This window comes from Alienimonas sp. DA493 (assembly GCF_043951915.1).
GTDB lineage: Bacteria > Planctomycetota > Planctomycetia > Planctomycetales > Planctomycetaceae > Alienimonas.
Genome location: NZ_JBINJD010000001.1, coordinates 23,518 through 41,282 on the forward strand (window position 1 = coordinate 23,518; position 17,765 = coordinate 41,282).

General features: G+C 71.1%; 15 protein-coding genes and 1 other RNA gene. 6 read left to right on the forward strand and 10 right to left on the reverse strand.

Features of this window, described 5'->3' with window-relative positions; all coding sequences use genetic code 11:
• Window positions 1-28 precede the first annotated feature (28 nt).
• Window positions 29-1,546: a circularly permuted type 2 ATP-grasp protein gene (locus tag ACG2DA_RS00125; RefSeq protein ID WP_395253420.1), complete on the reverse strand. Its 1,518-nt coding sequence runs from the start codon at window positions 1,544-1,546 to the stop codon at window positions 29-31.
• 126 nt (window positions 1,547-1,672) lie between these two features.
• Between ACG2DA_RS00125 and ACG2DA_RS00130 the strand changes: the two genes are divergently transcribed.
• A complete protein-coding gene (locus tag ACG2DA_RS00130; RefSeq protein ID WP_395253421.1) occupies window positions 1,673-2,521 on the forward strand; it encodes a phytanoyl-CoA dioxygenase family protein in 849 nt (282 codons plus the stop codon).
• Window positions 2,522-2,529: 8 nt separating this feature from the next.
• On the opposite strand, the gene ACG2DA_RS00135 is transcribed toward ACG2DA_RS00130, so the two are convergent.
• Entirely contained in the window at window positions 2,530-3,801 is a 1,272-nt protein-coding gene (locus ACG2DA_RS00135) for a cytochrome P450 (protein ID WP_395253422.1), read from the reverse strand.
• A gap of 149 nt (window positions 3,802-3,950) precedes the next feature.
• On the opposite strand from ACG2DA_RS00135, the gene hemW reads away from it, so the two are divergent.
• From hemW to ACG2DA_RS00150, 3 genes are all read left to right on the forward strand, one after another.
• Window positions 3,951-5,120, forward strand: coding sequence for a radical SAM family heme chaperone HemW (gene hemW / locus ACG2DA_RS00140; RefSeq protein WP_395253423.1), 1,170 nt, complete (start codon window positions 3,951-3,953; stop codon window positions 5,118-5,120).
• Between the two features lie 210 nt (window positions 5,121-5,330).
• On the forward strand, window positions 5,331-8,156 hold the full coding sequence (locus ACG2DA_RS00145) for an RND family transporter (RefSeq protein ID WP_395253424.1): 2,826 nt from the start codon (window positions 5,331-5,333) through the stop codon (window positions 8,154-8,156).
• Window positions 8,157-8,263: 107 nt separating this feature from the next.
• On the forward strand, window positions 8,264-8,632 hold the full coding sequence (locus tag ACG2DA_RS00150; protein WP_395253425.1) for a co-chaperone GroES: 369 nt from the start codon (window positions 8,264-8,266) through the stop codon (window positions 8,630-8,632).
• A gap of 73 nt (window positions 8,633-8,705) precedes the next feature.
• On the opposite strand, the gene rplU is transcribed toward ACG2DA_RS00150, so the two are convergent.
• From rplU to rnpB, 8 genes are all read right to left on the reverse strand, one after another.
• On the reverse strand, window positions 8,706-9,047 hold the full coding sequence (rplU, locus tag ACG2DA_RS00155) for a 50S ribosomal protein L21 (RefSeq protein WP_395253426.1): 342 nt from the start codon (window positions 9,045-9,047) through the stop codon (window positions 8,706-8,708).
• Window positions 9,048-9,176: 129 nt separating this feature from the next.
• Window positions 9,177-10,748: a ribonuclease E/G gene (locus ACG2DA_RS00160; RefSeq protein WP_395253427.1), complete on the reverse strand. Its 1,572-nt coding sequence runs from the start codon at window positions 10,746-10,748 to the stop codon at window positions 9,177-9,179.
• Window positions 10,749-11,081: 333 nt separating this feature from the next.
• Window positions 11,082-12,902 carry a phosphoenolpyruvate--protein phosphotransferase gene (ptsP, locus tag ACG2DA_RS00165; protein WP_395253428.1) on the reverse strand — a complete coding sequence of 607 codons (1,821 nt, stop codon included), beginning with the start codon at window positions 12,900-12,902 and terminating at the stop codon, window positions 11,082-11,084.
• Between the two features lie 263 nt (window positions 12,903-13,165).
• Window positions 13,166-13,468 (reverse strand): HPr family phosphocarrier protein, encoded by a 303-nt coding sequence (locus ACG2DA_RS00170; protein WP_395253429.1) that lies wholly within the window; start codon window positions 13,466-13,468, stop codon window positions 13,166-13,168.
• Between the two features lie 127 nt (window positions 13,469-13,595).
• Window positions 13,596-14,069 (reverse strand): PTS sugar transporter subunit IIA, encoded by a 474-nt coding sequence (locus ACG2DA_RS00175; protein WP_395253430.1) that lies wholly within the window; start codon window positions 14,067-14,069, stop codon window positions 13,596-13,598.
• Window positions 14,070-14,196: 127 nt separating this feature from the next.
• On the reverse strand, window positions 14,197-14,649 hold the full coding sequence (gene hpf, locus ACG2DA_RS00180) for a ribosome hibernation-promoting factor, HPF/YfiA family (protein ID WP_395253431.1): 453 nt from the start codon (window positions 14,647-14,649) through the stop codon (window positions 14,197-14,199).
• Between the two features lie 223 nt (window positions 14,650-14,872).
• Window positions 14,873-15,178, reverse strand: coding sequence for a hypothetical protein (locus ACG2DA_RS00185; RefSeq protein ID WP_395253432.1), 306 nt, complete (start codon window positions 15,176-15,178; stop codon window positions 14,873-14,875).
• A gap of 191 nt (window positions 15,179-15,369) precedes the next feature.
• An RNA gene (rnpB, locus tag ACG2DA_RS00190) (RNase P RNA component class A) lies at window positions 15,370-15,811 on the reverse strand.
• A gap of 133 nt (window positions 15,812-15,944) precedes the next feature.
• Between rnpB and ACG2DA_RS00195 the strand changes: the two genes are divergently transcribed.
• Window positions 15,945-16,454, forward strand: coding sequence for an FHA domain-containing protein (locus ACG2DA_RS00195; protein WP_395253433.1), 510 nt, complete (start codon window positions 15,945-15,947; stop codon window positions 16,452-16,454).
• A gap of 24 nt (window positions 16,455-16,478) precedes the next feature.
• Complete coding sequence (rsgA, locus tag ACG2DA_RS00200) at window positions 16,479-17,750, forward strand: ribosome small subunit-dependent GTPase A (RefSeq protein WP_395253434.1); 1,272 nt, start codon at window positions 16,479-16,481, stop codon at window positions 17,748-17,750.
• Window positions 17,751-17,765: the final 15 nt, after the last annotated feature.

The following is a 17,765-nucleotide window of genomic DNA, read 5'->3' on the forward strand; positions in this document are numbered from 1 at the left end:
CGGGACGGGGGCAAGAGCGGAACGGGCCTCATCCGCCCCCGCTGCTCTCGGACAGGACCCAGGTGTCCTTGCTGCCGCCGCCCTTGCTGCTGTTCACAACCAGCGAGCCGGGGGTGAGGGCCACCCGCGTCAGACCGCCGGGGAGCACGTAGGTTTCCGGCCCGCGGATGATGAACGGCCGCAGATCGACGTGCCGGCCGGCGAGGTTCAGTCCGCCGTCGGGCTTCGGATCGCAGAGCACCGGCACCCGGGAGAGGGCCAGCGTCGGCTGGGCGATGTAGTCCCGCGGGTCGTCCTTGATGCGGGCGGCGAACTCCTCGCGCTCCGCAGCGCTGCTGGCCGGGCCGATCAGCATGCCGGACCCGCCGCTCTCGTTGGCAGGCTTGACGACCATCTTTTCGAGGTTCGCCAGCACGTGCTTCAACCCGTCCGGGTCGCCGCAGCGGTAGGTCGGCACGTTCGGCAGGATCGGATCCTCGTTCAGGTAGTACCGGATCATGTCCGGAACGTAGGTGTAGATCACCTTGTCGTCCGCCACGCCGGTGCCGGGGGCGTTGGCGAGGGCGACCCGGCCGCTTCGGTAGGCCTCCATCAGGCCGGGGACGCCCAGCAGGCTGTCCTTGCGGAAGGCGGCGGGGTCGAGGAACTCGTCGTCGATCCGGCGGTACAGCACGTCGACGCGCTGCAGCCCGCGGGTGGTCCGCATCTGGACGAAGCCGTCCCGCACCACCAGGTCGCGGCCCTCCACCAGCGGGATGCCCATCTGCTGGGCGAGGAAGCTGTGCTCGAAGTAGGCGCTGTTGTAGATGCCCGGGGTGAGCACCGCGGCGATCGGGTTCTCCACCCGCCCGCCGCAGAGCCAGTGCAGGCACTCCAGCAGGCGCCAGGGGTAGTCGTCCACCGGGCGGATGTCGTTGTCGGTGAACAGCCCGGGGAAGGTCTGCTTCGTCAGGCGCCGGTTCTGGAGGACGTAGGAGACTCCGCTGGGCACCCGGAGGTTGTCCTCCAGCACGTACAGCGTCCCGTCGCTGTCGCGGACGAGGTCGGTGCCGGTCACGTGGCACCAGACGCCCCGCGGCGGCTTCAGGCCGATGCACGGCTTTTTCAGCCCCTCGCCGCTCTCCACGGCCGACCGCGGGACGACGCCGTCGTTGAGGATTTTCTGATCGCCGTAGACGTCGCCGATGAATCGGTCGAGGGCGACGATCCGCTGCTTCAGGCCGCGCTCGACGGTTCGCCATTCTTCGGCGGTGATGACCCGGGGAAGGATATCGAACGGAATGATCCGTTCCTTGCCGCGGGCGTCGCCGTAGACGCTGAACGTGATGCCCAGCCGCCGCATCGCCGTCTCCGCGGCGGCCTGGCGGCGGGCGAGATCGCCGGGAGCGAGTTCCGCGACGCGTCGGCAGAGGCGTTCGCTGGCCGGTCGGGGGGTGCGGTCCTCGGCGACGGTTTCGTCGAAGAATCCGCCGAGGTCGTAGTCGGTGAAGAGCTCAGCCGGATCAGGCGGGGCCGCGCCCGCGGACTGAGTTTGCGCTTGAAACATCGGGAGCATGGCGATTCCCTCGCGGGGTGAGCGGCCCCGGCGAGTCGGCCGAACGGAACCTCAGCATAGCGAGCGACGTCGCCTTACCTCAAACTGCGGCGCGTCTCGCCCCCGCGCCGTCCCGCCATGCAACCCGCCGCCCCCGTCGCCTTCGACGCCTTCGACGCCACCCCGGACGTTTCCGGCGAGGTCCGCGACCTGCGGTTCCGTCCCGCCGACCCGCACGCGGCGACCGTGTTGAGCCCCGAGCAGGTCGCGCAGTTCAACGATCGCGGCTTCGTCGCCCCGCTGCCGGCGTTCGATCCGGCGGAGGCGGACCGCATCCGCGCCTACTTCGACGGGCTGCTCGCCGACGCGTTGGCCGCCGGGAAGGACAGCTACTCGCTCTCCACCGCCCATCTGGCCCACGGCGGCGTCTACGACCTGCTGACCCACCCGACGCTGGTCGCCTACGCCGCGGACCTGCTGGGCGAGAACGTGGTCGGCTGGGGCTCGCACTTCTTCTGCAAGATGCCGGGCGACGGCACGGCGGTCGGCTGGCACCAGGACGCCAGCTTCTGGCCGCTCTCCCCCAGTCACGCGGTCACGATCTGGCTGGCGATCGACGACGCCGACGAGGGCAACGGCTGCATGCGGTTCCTCGCCGGCTCGCACCACAGCGGGCACCTCACCTACCGGGAGAGCACGCCGGAGGATCACTCCGCCCTCAATCAGGTCGTGCCGAACGCGGAGCAATACGGCGAGGAAGTCCTCGACGAGTTGAAGGCCGGCACGTGCAGCGTGCACAGCGATCTGCTGCTGCACGGCAGCGAGGCGAACCCCGGCCCCCGCCGCCGTTGCGGCCTGACGCTGCGGTACTGCTCCGCCGACGTCCGGGCGGGGCAGGGGTGGAACGCCAAGGGGGTGCTCGTCCGCGGCGAAGACCCCGGCGGCCACTGGGCCAACCCGCCCCGGCCCGCAGGTCCGGCCTGGTAGGCGGCCGCTCAGCCGATCAGGCGGACGTCGGCGATGCGGAAGCGACTGGCCGGCTCGGCGGGAATGCGGGAGAGGTCGACCGACAGATCCTGCGGCGGGACCTCGTACCGCACGGCGTCAACCAGCAGCCCGAGGAAGGAGCGGAGCAGGGCCAGCGTCGCGTCCTCCCCGGGGCAGCGGTGGCCCTCCCGCAGCGGTCCGCCCCCCTGCGGCACCAGGGCGTGCGGGCAGGCCCCGCCGTGGGCGAAGCGTTCGGGACGGAACCTCTCCGGTTCGTCCCAGGCATCAGCGTCGTGATTCGTGCCGTACAGGTCGAGCAACACCCATTCGTCCCGTTCGAATCGCCGGCCGCGCCACTCGAAGGGTTCCCGGACCTTGCCGCCCACCGCCGGGAAGAACGGGTAGTACCGCCGCACCTCCTGCGCGAAGGCCTGCCTGGCCCCGTCGACCGCGTGGCTCTCCTCCGCGGCGCCGTCCGTCAGCGCCGCGCGGCGGTCCGGGCGCTCGTGCAGCGCCAGGGCGGCGAAGACCATGAAGCGGGCCACGGCGACGACGGGCCGGGTCAGGTTGAGCAGCTCCACGGCCGCCACCGCCTCGTCGAGCCGCTCCCCGGAGGCGTCCTCGTAGGCCGCGAGGCGGCCGAGGGGCGTGTCGGCGGCGACCGCCGCGCCGGACCGGGCCGCCCGGACGCGGTCCGCCGCCCATTGCTCAGTCCGTCGCCGCAGCCGCTGGCCGCGCCAGTTGCGCGGCCCGATCGCCCCCGCCCCGTCGATCATCGCGGCGAACTCCCGCGTGCGGTCCTCCGCCTCCTCGCCCGTCACCGGGGCGCCGATCCAGTCGCAGGCGGCCCGCGTCAGAATCGCTTCCAACTCGCCGAGCAGTTCCACCGGGCCCTCTTCGTCCTGCCAACCGTCGGCGGCGGCTCGGAATTCTCGTTCGAAACGCCCAACGAGGTTTCCCACCGATTCCGCCGACAGGCACTCCAGAAAGAGCTCCTTCCGGTGATGATGGGCCGCCCCGTCGAGCGTCTGCACGCTGCGGCGGTCTTGCAACAAGGTGAGGGCCGTCGCCGGCACCGCCCCCTGCCGGGTGAACCGGCCCGGCGTGTAGAACATCTCCGCCGCCTCCCGGCCCCGCACGCAGATCGCCGGGGCGAGCATCAGCCGACAGCGGAATGCATCCGTCCCCAGTCGCCGGCAACGATTCGAAATAAACTCGTAGCCTTCGCTCAGCAAGCCGAGCGAACTGTCGGGGGCGGACACACGGGGGAAGGCGGACATCAATCGAGCCGGCGGAGGGACGAGCGGCGAACCGACAGGTTACGGACCGCTCCGCCGAGCCTCCCCCGGTCCTTCCCCCGCGGTCTCCGGTGGCTGCCCCGGGGCGGAAGCGGCTCCCCCACGGGCGGCGCCGCCGCCCGGCGCCTAAGATGCTCGATTCGTCCCCCGCCCCCCGCGGTCCGTCCGTGCATCGCTCCGTCTACGTCCACGTCCCGTTCTGCCGGCACCGCTGCGGGTATTGCGATTTCACGCTCGTCGCCGGCCGGGACGATCTCGCCGACCGCTATCTCGCCGCGCTGGATCGGGAACTCGACCGCGTCGCCCCGCCGACGCCCGGGGGTCGTGTGGAACTGGACACCCTGTTCCTCGGCGGCGGCACGCCGACCCGGCTGACCAGCCCGCAACTGGACCGGCTGTTCGCCGCCGTTTTCCGCCGGTACCGGCTGGCGGAGGGGGCGGAGGTCTCCGTCGAGGCGAACCCGTCGGACGTCACCCCGGAGTTGGTGGATTGTTTGGCGGACGCCGGCGTGAACCGCGTCAGCCTCGGGGTGCAGTCGTTCGACGCCGACGCTCTGAAAGTCCTCGAACGGGATCACGCCCCCGCCGACGTGCCCCGCGTGCTGGAGACCGTGCGGCGGCGGATCGAGAACATCTCGCTCGATCTGATCTACGCCGTCCCGGGGCACGACCTCGCGGGGTGGGAGGCGACGCTGGACGCCGCCCTCGCCCTGGAGCCGACGCACCTGTCCACCTACGGGCTGACGTTCGAGAAGGGCACCGCCTTCTGGTCCCGGCGGCGAAAGGGCGAGCTGATTTCGCCGCCGGAGGAGTCGGAGCGGGCGATGTACGCCGCCGCGATGGATCGCCCCGCCGCGGCCGGATTCCGCCAATACGAACTGAGCAGTCACGCCCGCCCCGGCTCCGAGTGTCGCCACAACCGGGCCTACTGGTGCGGGGACGATTTCGAGGCGTTCGGCCCCGGGGCGGCGAATCTGCTGGGCGGGGTGCGGCGAATGAACCACCGCGGGGTGCTCGGCTGGCTGCGGCGGGTCGAGGCGGGCGAGCCGCCGTGGATCGAGGAGGAAACTCTCGACCCGGAGGAGCGGGCCCGGGAGCTCGTCATGCTGAACCTGCGGCGGGTCGAGGGGGTCGTCAGCGACGACTTCGCCCGCCGCACCGGCTCCGCCGTTGACGACCTGCTCGGGGACGATTTGGTGGAACAGCGCCGGCGGGGGCTGGTCGAGTCGGACGAGGCCGGCGTGCGGCTGACCCGCGACGGCCGCTTCGTCGCCGACGGCGTGATGGCCGCGTTTCTCTGACCGGCGCGGGCCGCCCGGCGGATCTGCGCGGCTCACGCGGTTTCCGCGGGTCGGGAAACCGCGCGGGGGAGGAGGCGCCCGAATCGTTCGTTCGGGGCCGCCGTCCGCAGACCCGGGTTGGGGCGAAGGGCGTGGCGAGCAATAATCGCAATTCCCCGCCGTCGGCCCCGCCCGACGGCCGCTTCCCGCCCGCAATCCCACGGACGTCCCTTGCCGGCCTCCCCCCCGAACGCGGACCGCGACGATCGGTCGGGCCGCCGGTCTCCGGCGGTCCCCCGCGCCTCCTGGGCCCTCGCGGCGTTCTGCCTCGTCCTGCCGGTCGTCGGCTGGGGGCTGTCGCAGATTCACCTCGAGAACGACGTCGAAAGCTGGTTGCCCGAGGGCGACCCGGACGCCGCCCGGCTGGCCTGGTTCAAAGAGCACTTTCCCAACGAGGACACGCTGGTCCTCAGTTGGCCGGGCGTGCAGGCGGGCGACCCGAAGCTGGAGGAATACGCCGCCGCAATCCGCGGCCGACGGGACGAAGAGGGCATCCCCCGCGGCGGCAGTCGCCTGATCGCCCACGTCGTGACGCCCACGGGGCTCGCCGGCCGCATGGTCGAAACCGGCGTCGATCCGGACGACGCCGTGGACCGCGTCACCGGCCTGCTGGTCGGCGGCGGCCCCCTGCGGGTGGTGCTCACCGAGGCGGGCAAAGCCGATCCCGCAACCGCCGCGGAACGCCTCGCCGCGGCGGTTCGCGTCGCGGCGAACGTCGAACCGGAGGTCGCCCCGGCGGTCGACGTCTCCCCCTACGGCGACCTCTCCACGGCGGCTGCCGATCCGACGACGGGCGACGCGGACGGGGAACCGGACTTCACCTTTCCCGTCGCCGGTCCGCACGACCTGACCGTCCGCTGGCCGCGGATGGACGCCTCCGAGGAGACGCTGGCGGCGGCCCGGACCGCCGCTGAGGGCGTCCGCGACGCGGAGGGGCGGCCGTACGTGGAGGAGGTCTTCCGCGTGCCCGGTCAGCCCGCTGCGGTCTCCGTGACCCTCTCCGAGGCCGGCGCCGCCGACCCGAAGGCGACCGTCGCGGCCCTGCAAGACGCCGCGGAAGCGATTGGCGTGCCGAAGGAGGACCTGCGGATCGGCGGCCGCACCGTCACGGCGGTTGCTCTGAACGAAGCGCTCAAGCGCACCGCCCTGAACCGGGAGGCGCCCGTGTGGAAGCTGTGGGAACGCAGCCCGGTGTTGCTGTCGTTCCTCGTCTCCTCCGGGCTCGCCTTCTGGCTGCTGGGCGGATTGCGGGTCTCGTTGTGCGTGCTCGGGGCGACGTTGTTCACGGTGCTGACGGCGCTCAGCATCGTCCCGCTGACCGGCGGGGGCATGAACATGGTGCTGGTCGTGATGCCCTCCCTGCTGACGGTGCTCACGCTCAGCGCCGGGGTGCACCTGGTGAACTACTACCGACACGCCGCCGAGGACGGCCGCGGGAACGCCGTGGCCCGGGCGTTGTCCGTCGCCCGCACGCCGACGTCGCTCGCCGCCGCCACGACTGCGGTGGGGCTCGTGTCGCTGGGCGTCAGCCCCTTGGTGCCGGTGCGGGAGTTCGGCATCTATTCGTCGATCGGCTGCGGGATCATGCTGGCGGTCGTGCTGTTCGGTCTGCCGGCGCTATTGGAACACCTCGCCCCGCCGCCGTCGGGCCGGGGCGCCGCCGGCTCTCTTTGGGAGAAGTACGCCGCCGGCCTGACCCGCTGGCGGCTGCCGGTCATCGGCGGCTGCCTGTTGGCCGCCGCGGTCTGCTCCGCCGGGCTGACGCGGTTCCGCACTGAGACGAAGGTCATCAAGTACTTCCCGCCCACCGCCCCGGTGGTGCAGGACTACGGCTACTTTGAAGACCGCATCACCGGCGTGGTCCCGGTCGACGTCGTCGTGCGATTCGACCAGGCTTCTCTGGAAGACCCGCAACAGTCCTTCACGAACCGCATGGAGCTGGTCCGGGCCGTCGCCGAACGCATCGAGGCGCACCCGGAGATCAGCGGGGCGATCTCCTTGGCGAGCTTCCGGCCGCCCTCGGAGCCGCTGGCCCCGGACGCCGGACGGTTCGCCCGCATCGGCTATTTCCGCCGGGCCCGCGAGACGCAGTTGCGGGTTCAGGAAGACCCGTCGTCGGCGACGTTTCTCACCACCGCCCACACGGCGAGCCCGTCGGTGGACGGCGACGAGCCGATGGCGGCGCCGGGGGACGAGCTGTGGCGGATCAGCGCCCAGGCGAACATCCTCACCGACGTCGACTACGCCGACCTGACCGCCGACCTGCACGCCGCCGCGGCGGACGTGCTGAAGGACCAACCCGGCGCCGGCTACGCCGTGACCGGCCTCGTGCCGCTGTTCCTCCGGACGCAGGAGGCGGTGTTGGAAGGGCTGATCGACAGCTTCGGCCTCGCCTTCGCCGTCATCGCCGTCGTGATGAGCATCGTGCTGGGCTCCGTCCGGGCCGGACTGACCGCGATGCTGCCGAACATCCTGCCGGTCACGGCGGTATTCGGTCTGGTGAGCTGGTTCTGGGTGCCGGTGGACATCGGCACGATGATCTCCGCCAGCGTGGCGCTGGGCATCGCGGTGGACGGGACGCTGCACCTGGTCGCCGCGTTCCGACACGCCCCGGCCGGGCTGTCCCGGGAGGATGCGGCCGCTCACGCCCTGCACGAATGCGGTCCGGCGTTGTGGCAGACAAGCCTGATCGTCGGCATCGGCCTGCTGATGCTCGCCCCGGCGGAGTTGCTGCTGGTCAGCCGGTTCGGCTGGCTGATGTCGGCCCTGATCGCCGCGGCCCTGATCGCGGACGTGGTGCTCCTGCCGGCGTTGCTGGCCGGACCGATGGGCTCCCTGATTCGCCGGTGCCCGGCGTCGGAGCAGGGGGACGACGAGGACGCGTCCGCGGACGATCCCCCGGCCTCCGCGGAGGCCGCCGCCGATCGGGAGGAGCCGAGACGCGTCACGGAGCCGGAGCCGCGTCCGCAGCTCGCGGCGTTCACCCGCCCCGCCTGACGGGCCCCCGCGGCGTCGGCCGGCGGGAACGAACGGCGGTTGATCGTTCGCCGTCGCCGGATCTCGCCGTAGGATAAAGGTCCCGTATCCCTTCGCTCCCCCGGCCGATGCCGAACGAGTACGTCGAACCCGTCGGAAACCGCATCCTCGTCCGGAAGGACGAGAGCCGCGGACAAACCCGCGGCGGGATCGTGCTGCCGAGCGACGCCGAGATTCCGACCATCACCGGCCGGGTCGTGGAGATCAGCGCGATGGTCGAACGGGACGCGGACTTTCCCGTCCGGAAATACGACAAGGTGCTGTATCACCCCAAGCGGGCGATCCCGGTCGACCTGGAGGCGGACAATCGGCTGTTCGTCGTGCCGATCGCCGACGTCTGCGCAGTGTTCCGCCGCAGTACGGAACCGGTCAGCAGCGGCGAACTGGAGATCGCCGAGGGGGCCGACGGCGACGGGGACGCGACCGGCGCCGCCTGAGCGGGGGCAAAAAGAAAGCGTCCCGGACCCTCGGTGGGTCCGGGACGTTGCACGTTCACGGTTGAGTCCGGCGTTACTCGGACTTCTCTTCAAGGCCCGGCACGTCCAGGGCGGTCACCTGCACGGTGGTGTACTTCTGGCGGTGACCGGTGTGCCGGCGGGAGTTCTTCCGGCGGCGAATCTTCTGAATCTCCAGCTTCTGGCCCTTGTCCAGCGGGCGGAGCACCTCAGCGGTGACGGTGGCGCCTTCGATCAGCGGGGCGCCGATCGCGCTGGCGCCGCCGCCGTTGGCCAGCAGCACGCGGTCGAAGGTGATCGTGCCGCCTTCTTCGGCGTCGCGGCGGTAGTCGATGGACAGCTTCTCGCCGGGGGCGACGCGGTACTGGCGGCTGCCGTCTTCGATGATCGCGAACATGGCTCTTTCGTCCGGCGGGGCGCCGGGGCTCGGTTCCGGCCGGGATGAATCCGGGCGCGGCGTCGGAGGGGGATGTGAAAAACGCCGAGGCCCGGCCGGGCCTCGGCGTTGGAGCGACACTCTACGCGATTACTTCCCGCCCCGCGAGGGAAGGGGGGGCAGGTTCTTCACCGCCCGGCCGTTGTCGTCGACGGCGGAGAGGGCGAGGAACTCCGGGTGGGTGTCCGCCTTGGCGCTGATCGCGATCCGGATGTCGCGATCCTCCTCCAGGTGCATGATCTCCCGCCGCTTGCGGTTGTTCAGATCGTCCGCGACGGCCTCGTGCACGGTGACGGTCAGCTCGGCGACGTTCTTCACGCCCGCGGCGGCCAGTAGCACGCGCATCACTTCGATCGACATGCTCTCCGGCGTCTTGACCTGTCCGGTGCCGTTGCAGCACGGGCAGTCGTTGTACAGCGCCCGGCCGAGGGAGGGGCGGATGCGTTGGCGGGTCATCTCCACCAGGCCGAAGGCGCTGGGTCGGGAGACCTTGGTGCGGGCGCGGTCGCGTTCGAGGTGCTGCTCGAAGGCCCGCAGCAGGCCGCGGCGGTGCCGTTCGGCCCGCATGTCGATGAAGTCGTTGACGATCACCCCGCCCAGATCGCGGAGCCGCAGCTGGCGGGCAATCTCCGCCGCGGCGGCGAGGTTCACCTTGTAGGCGCTCTCCTCGGCGTCCTTGGCGCCGCGGGCGGAGCCGCTGTTCACGTCGATCGCCACCAGCGCTTCGGTCTGGTCGATCACGATCGAGCCGCCGCCCTTCAGCGGGACCTGGCGCTGCTGGATATTGGCGATCTCGTCCTCGATGCCGTGCTTCTGGAACAACGGCGCGTTGTCCTCGTGCAGATGCAGTCGGGACGCCATTTTCGGCATCATCGACTCCATGAAGTCCTTCGCCCGGTTGTAGGCGTCCTCGGCGTCGATGTGGACCGCGTCGATGCTGTCGTCGAAGGTGTCGCGGATGGTGCGGATCATGATGTCCGTCTCCTCGTGCACCGTGCAGACGCCGCTCGAGTTCTCCACCTTCTCCGCGATCGACTGCCACAGCCGGGTGAGGTAGGTCAGGTCGGCTTTCAGGTCGCTCTGCGAGCGGCCCAGGGCGGCGGTGCGGACGATGTAGCCCACGCCTTTGGGCGGGTTCATGTCCCGCAGCATTCGGCGGAGTTCGCGCCGCTCGTCCTCGTCCTCGATCTTCCGCGACACGCCCACCCGCCCGAGGCTGGGCATCAGCACGAGGTACCGGCCCGGCACGCTGATCTTGGTGGAGAGCGTCGGTCCCTTGTTGCCGAGGCCCTCCTTGATGACCTGAACCAGCACCTCGCTGCCGCGACGGAGGATCTCCTGAATCTGCGGCTTGCTTTGCGATTTGCGGTCCCCGCCGCGGCCGTTCCGGCGGTTGTCGAAATCGTCGTCCGGGTCGCCGTCCGGCCGGAGGTGCTTGAAGTACTGGTACTCCACGTCGGAGACGTGCAGGAAGCCGTTGCGGCCCTCGCCGAAGTCCACGAAGCACGCCTGAATCGACGGCTCGACGTTGACCACTTTGCCCTTGTAGATGTTCCCGACGAGGTTATCCCCGCTGGAGCGCTCCAGGTAGAGCTCCTCCAGCCGGCCGTCCTCGACGATGGCGATGCGGGTCTCCTCCGGCTGGAGGACGTTGACGAGCATCTCTTTTTTCACGGGGCACGCACCTTTCAGTAGAAATGGAAAGATGACGGCCGATCCCCGTCGTCCGTTCCGTCCCCCCGAGCGCTCCCGACGACGGGCCGCGAGCGGCGGCGTCGGCGGGGTACCGGGGGACGGGCGAACGCCCCCGACGCGCGGCGATCGGCCGGCGGCGGGGCGTAAAGCGGGGTCGAACCGTCGGAAAGACGGGCGCGGCGGCGGGGATCGCGGACGATCCCGGCGCCGCCGCGGGAAGCGACGTGTGCAGTTGTGCGAGACGAGCCCGGCGAACCGGCGCGGACCGGTGCGAGCTGACGGGGCGGGGGCGGCGGCCGTTCACCGGGCGGCCCCCGCCCAGTGATCGCGGCGGCCGGGCTGCTGAGGACGCACCAGCGCCACGCGGTCGTCCGGCTCGGCCCGGCCGGCCCGGGTGCGTTCCACCTCGTCCCGGAGGAAGTTTTCGACGTCGCGGGCCAGCTCCAGCCCCTCGGCGTGGGCGGCGACGCCCTCGCACCCGGGCAGGTCCAGCCGGCCGGCGAGATCTTTCAGTTCGGGGATGACGTGCGGCGTGACGCTGATCTGCCGGATGCCGAGGCCCAACAGCAGCGGGAGGAATTTCGGATCGCTGCTCATCTGCCCGCACACCGTCACCGGCACGTCGTGCCGGGCCGCGGCCTCGACGATCAGGCGGATCAGCCGGAGCACCGACGGGTCCGCGGCGGAATAGAGCGTCGCCAGGTCCGGGTCGGCCCGGTCCGCGGCGAGGGTGTACTGGATCAGGTCGTTCGTCCCGACGCTGAAGAAGTCGACCTCCCGGGCGAAGTCGTCCGCCCGCAACGCGGCGCTGGGCACTTCGACCATCATTCCCACCGGCAGATCGCGGCGGAACGGGACGCCCTCCTCTTCGAGGTCCTCCATCACGTCGGCCAGCACCATCTTCGCCTGCCGGAGCTCCAGCAGCGTGCTGACCAGCGGGAACATCACACGCACGTCCCCGCAGACGCTGGCCCGCAGGATGGCCCGCAGTTGGGTTTTGAAGGACGGCAGGTTCTGCAAACTCAGGCGGATGCTGCGCAGGCCCAGGGCGCTGTCGAGGTGCCCGGCGACGCCCCGCCGCATGCTGTCGGTCAGCTTGTCGGCGCCGAGGTCCATCGTGCGGATGACGACCGGCCGCCCCTGCATCGCGGTGACGACTTTGCAGTAGGCCTCGTAGTGCTGCTCCTCGGTCGGCTCCGCGTCGCCCTGCAGGTAGAGGAACTCCGTTCGGTACAGGCCCACGCCGTCGCTGCCGCGGTCGGTGCAGTGGCCGACCTCCTCGGGGAACTCGATGTTCCCCATGATGTAGACCCGCTCCCCTTCGCGGGTGCGGGGCTGCACGTCCCGGTAGGTCTGCAGCCGGATCGACTCCGTCCGGCGGGCCTCCGCCCGGCGGCGATAGTCGGCGAGGGTCTCCTCGTCCGGGTCGATCAGCAGTTCGCCCCGCTGCCCGTCGACGATGACGGTCTCGCCGCCGGCCACGTCCGACAGGAACCGCCCCACGCCGACGACCGCCGGCAGCTCCAGGGCCCCGGCGAGGATCGCCGTGTGGCTCGTCCGGCCGCCGCCTTCGGTGACGAAGGCGAGAATCTTGGAACGGTCGAGCGACGCCGTCTCGCTGGGCGTCAGGTTCTTCGCCAGCAGGACGACCGGGTGGGTGAGGTTCTTCAGCTCGTCCCGGCCCTGGCCGAGCAGCTCCCGGAGGACCCGTTTTTCCAGGTCGAACAGGTCGGCGGCCCGCTCCGCCATTTGCGGGTTGCCCATCTCCTGCAGGGCTTTTGTGTACTTGCGGATCACCCGGCTGGCGGCGAATTCCGGGGAGTAGCTCTTCTTGCGGATGTAGGTCCGCACCTCTTCCCGGAAGCTGGCGTCCCGCGCGAGCTGTCCGTGGGCGGCGAAGATGGCGCCGTACTGCGCCCCGAGCCGGTCGACGGCGATCTGTTCGTTCTGGCCGATCTCCTCCGCGACCCGCTCCAGCGCCCGATCCAGTCGATCCAGTTCGGATTCGACCGCGTCGACCCGCACGTATTGGCTGGGGATCCGGAACGTCTCCACGCCCAGCACAACAGCAGGGCCCACGGCCACTCCCGGGGAGACGGCGATCCCTCGCTTGAGCAGCATTTGCGGGTGGAAGGGCAGGGGGACGGGGCCGGAGCCGGTGGGACCCCGAAAGCAGGAGTGTACAGCCGGCGAGACGGGGGCGGCAGTCCGCAGCCGGCCGGGCCGCCGACCGAGTCCTCAAAAGCGGCGACCGCCCCGAAAGTCGACCGCCGGCCACTTCGGAACCGCCCGCTTCCCGGGTCTCGCGGAGGCGCCCCCTCCCTCGGGCGTGCCGCGGAACGCCGTCCGCCGGGGCCGGGGCCGGCGGAGACGCGGCGTCGGATCTACTCCGGGTTCGTCGCCGCGATGAGGTCGGCGATTTCGTCGACGGCCCGCCGGGCCTCCGGGCCCTTGGCGGTCACGGTCACCTCGTCGCCGCAGGCGGCGGCGAGCGTCAGCAATTGGATCATCGCCTTGGCGTCCGCGGAGGCGTCCCCCTTCGTCACCGTGACGGCGCACGGGTAGCCGGCCGCTTTCTGCGTCACGAGGGTGATCGGACGCAGGTGCAGCCCGTCCGGACTGCCGACTTGGACGGTCCGGGTCGCTACGTCGTCCGCCTGTTCGGCGGGGTTCCTCTCGTCGGCCATCGTCTCGGGGGTGAAGGCGAACCGCGTGCGCTGGGGGCCGCCGGTCTCGGTGAAGGTCGTCGCGGCCGAACGCCGCCGCGGGCGACCGATCCTGCTCGGAGGGGGCGGTGGAACGGGCGGGGAGGGCCTAGCTGATGCGGCCTTCATCCGCCTCGCGGAGCAGCTCCACGACTTCCTCGGCGGTCTGGGCCTGCTTGAGGAAGTTGCAGAAGGTGTCGTTCTTGAGATGACGGGACACCGTCTCCAACGCCCGCAGGTGATCGCGGGTGTTCTCCGGCGGGCTGACCAGCAGGATCATGATGTAGACCGGCTCGCCGTCGAGACTGGCGAAGTCGATCCCCTCGTGCACCAGACCGACGGTGGCCGTCAGCCGGTCCACCGCAGGATGCTTGGTGTGCGGGACGGCGACGCCGTTGCCGATCCCCGTGGACCCCAGTTCCTCCCGCTTCAGCACGGCGGCGACGATCGCCGGCTCCTCGTCACCCGGCAGTTTGCCGGAGTTCTTGAGCGAGGCGACCAACTGGGCAATGGCGTCTTCCTTCCCGGCCGGCTTGAGATCGGGAACGATGGCGTCGGTACAGACGAAGTCGAGCAAGTTCATGGCGACGGGTGCGGTTCGGGGCCGCGGGGGAGACGCCGGGAGGGCGGGGGAGTACGGAAGGATAAAGGAGGAGGCTCGGGACGGAACGAGGCTCAAACCGAAATCGGCCTCGAAACCGAAAGCGGACTCAGGACTCGGAGGGCGGTTGGGCGACGCCGCCCGGCGGGGCGGAGAGCTCAGCCTCGCTGGCGGCCGGGGGCAGGCCCACGTCGTCGTCCTCGTCGCCCTCGTCGTCCTCCTCGTCGAATGGGTTGCCGGCGACCTGACGGGCGGACGGGTCGCCGTGGTGCTCCTGAATCCGCTTCTTGTAGCGGCGGAGCTGCCGCTCCATCTTATGCAGGCAGGACTCGAACGTCGGCGTGACCTCGGTCCCCTCGCAGTGGGCGGTGAAGTCGTGCTTGTGCTCCGCGTCGACCAGCATTTCAACGCGAACCCGGTCGCCGGCGTGCTCGAACTCCACGGTGACGAGGATCTCCGTCACCCGCTCAAACAGGTGCACCAGCTTGTCGCACTTGCCCGTGATAAAGTCACGGGTGGCGTCGTTGAGCTGGCCGTGACGGACGGCGATCTTGGTTTGCACCGGGGCGTTCTTTCCTCGGCCGGGCGAGCCGGTCCGCCGTCCGCGGCGGCCGGGCCGAAACGGCCGCCGCGAACGCAGTGGGATCCGCAGTCGGGATCCCGCGGGGCCGGCGACGCGGCCGGCGGCCGCCGGACGGTCCGGGAGGGGTTTCGGAGTCTATCGACGCCGCATGAATCCGCAACGCCGCCCGCCGGTCCCGCCGCACGCCGCGCCGAGCGGGCTCTCAGAAGGAGTCCACGGAACCGGAACGCGTCCGCGTCGCCCAATGCTCGTCGGCGGCGGCCGGCAGCGGGGCGGCCTCGGGCGCGAGCACCGGCAGGTCGTCCCAGTGGCCGACGAACTGCACGTCGGTCTCAGCGCCCCCCGCAGGGGCCGCGGGGAGAACCGACGCCGGCGGCGGAGCGTCGACCACGGCGCTCCCGCCGGCGGACCGGCACCCCACGCAGGCCCCGCTGAGCGTCACGCCCGCCAACGTCGCCGCCACGGCCGCGAGGCTCAACGGGCGGCGGCGGCGAGCGGGGAACGACATGCGGGCGGCGAACGGGAGCGGACAGACCGGGAAGTGTCGTTATCGACCACGCCGGGAGCGTCGCCCAACCCCCGCGGTCGCTTCGCTCCCGAACGGACCGTCCGCCGCGGCCCAACCGCTACATCCGCACGCGTCGTCATCGCCCCGCCGGCCCGGGCGGGTTCGGGCGCAATCCGGGACGGAAAAGAAGAAGCCGGGGCGGACCTGTAAGCCGGGTCCTGTTCCCTCCGCGGCCGGCGAACCGGTCGACGGGGGGCGACGGTCATTTCTCTGGGAGCCGCGTTGCCGCGGCCCTCAAGCGGCCCACCCGGACGTCGAACGGCTCGGACCGAGCCTCCGCCCTGTTCGGCCTTGCTCCGGGAGGGGTTGACCGTGCGACCGACGTCGCCGCCGGCCCGGTGCGCTCTTACCGCACCCTTTCACCCTTACCACGCGCCCGCCTTCCCGAGGGAAGAACGGGCCGTTCGGCGGTTTGCTTTCTGTGGCACTGGCCCGGGGCTTCCGCGGCTCCGAAGGGGCCGCGTCGCCCGGTGGGCGTTACCCACCACCCTGTCCTGTGGAGCCCGGACTTTCCTCGACGGGTGCGACGCTCCCGAAGAAGCGCCGCCCCGCCGCGACCGTCCGGTCCGCTCCGGCACAGGCAGTCTAACCGATCGCCGGGGGTGAACCATCCTCACGCCGCTGGGGTCCGCCCCCGTGGCGTCAGCGGACGAGGCGCGTATTCTGCCCTCCCCCCGCCCGTTTCGCCCGCCGTGCCCGACGCCCGATGCCTGCCGACCTGCTGGGAGAACTCACCCCCACCGGCGGCGGCGACCCGATCCCGCTGCGCCGCTCGCCGCTGGTCGTCGGCCGCAGTTCGCGGTGCGACGTCGTGCTGCCGTTCAACAACGTCTCCGGCAAGCACTGCGAATTGACGCTCAAGGACGGCTACTGGCACGTCGCGGACCTCGGCAGCCGCAACGGCATCCGCGTCGACGGCAACCGCTGCATGGAAAGCGCCCTGCCGCCGGGCACGCTGCTGCGGATCGCCAAGCACGAGTATGAGATCGCCTACACCCCCGCCGGCGACGGGCCGGTTCCGGAGGTGATGGGCGGCAACCAGTTCGGCGGCAGCCTAATGCAGCTCGCCGGTCTGGAGAAGCCGGAACGCCCCCCGGCCGATCGGGATCGGACCCGCTCCAAACCGAAGACGTACGCCCCCTACGCCCCCCCGGCCGACGACGACGAGGAGGAGGACGAGGCCCTCCGCATGCTGCTGGGGAACGACGATGACTGACGCCCGCCCGCACCTCCCTCGCTGATGGCTCACAAACGCTCCGGGAAAGGTTCGGGCAAGAAGGTCCGGCTCGAGTTCCGCAAGAACCGCGGCAACCGCACCCGCGTCAACGATCTCACCCGAGACGCCGCCCCCGCCGCCGTGGTCGGCGGGGAAGAGACCGAACCGGAGGAACTGGACGCCCTCACCGGCACGGAGCGGCTCTCCGGCAAGGGGGATCTCTCCCGCCGCCGCACCGTCGTCGCCGAGGAGCGCGACGGCCAACTGATCCGCGACGTGGACGTCGCCGGCTGCCTCGCCGGGCGCGTCGTCTCCGCAATCGGCCTGCACTGTCTGGTCGAGACGGAGGACGCGGAGGGGCAACAGGGCGGCGAACGCTACGAGTGCACTGTTCGCCGGGTGCTGCGGACCCTCGCCCGGGACGGCCGCAACGCCGTCGTCACCGGCGACCGGGTGCTGATCCGCCCGCAGGAGGCCGCCGGCGTCCGCGAGACGGAAGGGGGGGAGGAAAAAAAGATGGCCGTCGTGGAGCGAGTCGAACCGCGACACGGCGTGATCTCCCGGGAGCACAAGAACCGGGAGCACGTGCTGGTCGCCAACGTCGATCAGGTGGTCATTGTCGCCAGCGCCGCCGACCCGCCGCTCAAACCGGCCCTGATCGACCGCATGCTCGTCAGCGCGGAAAAAGGCGAAGTGGGGGCGGCGATCGCAATCAACAAGTGCGACCTGCCGGACGCGGACCGGTCGCGGCTGGAAGACCTGGCGGCTCTGTACGAATCCCTCGGCTATCCCACCGTCCTCGCCAGCGCCCGCACCGGCGAGGGGGTGGACCGCATTCGCACGCTGCTGGCCGGTTCGCAGAGCGTCGTCGCCGGGCAGAGCGGCGTCGGCAAAAGCTCCCTGCTGAACGTCGTGGAGCCCGGTTGGAGTTTGCGGGTGGGCGAAGTCAGCGGCTGGACCGGCAAAGGCCGCCACACCACCCGCCGGGCGATCCTCCTTCGCCTCACCGCCGGCGGGGCCGGCGACCGCGAGTCTGGGGACGACGGGGCCAGGAACGACGGGGCCGGCTGGGTCGCAGACACCCCCGGCGTCCGTCAGTTCGCCCTTTGGGACGTCGCGGACTTCGAGGTGGAAGCGTACTTCCGCGAATTCCAGCCTCACATCCCGCACTGCAAGTACCCCGACTGCACCCACACCCACGAGGACGGCTGCGCGGTGAAGGCCGCCGTACTGGACGGGGCGATCAGCCGGCAGCGCTACGACAGCTACGTGCGGATCATCAGCGGGACGGAGTGACGGCCGTCCGGCGGC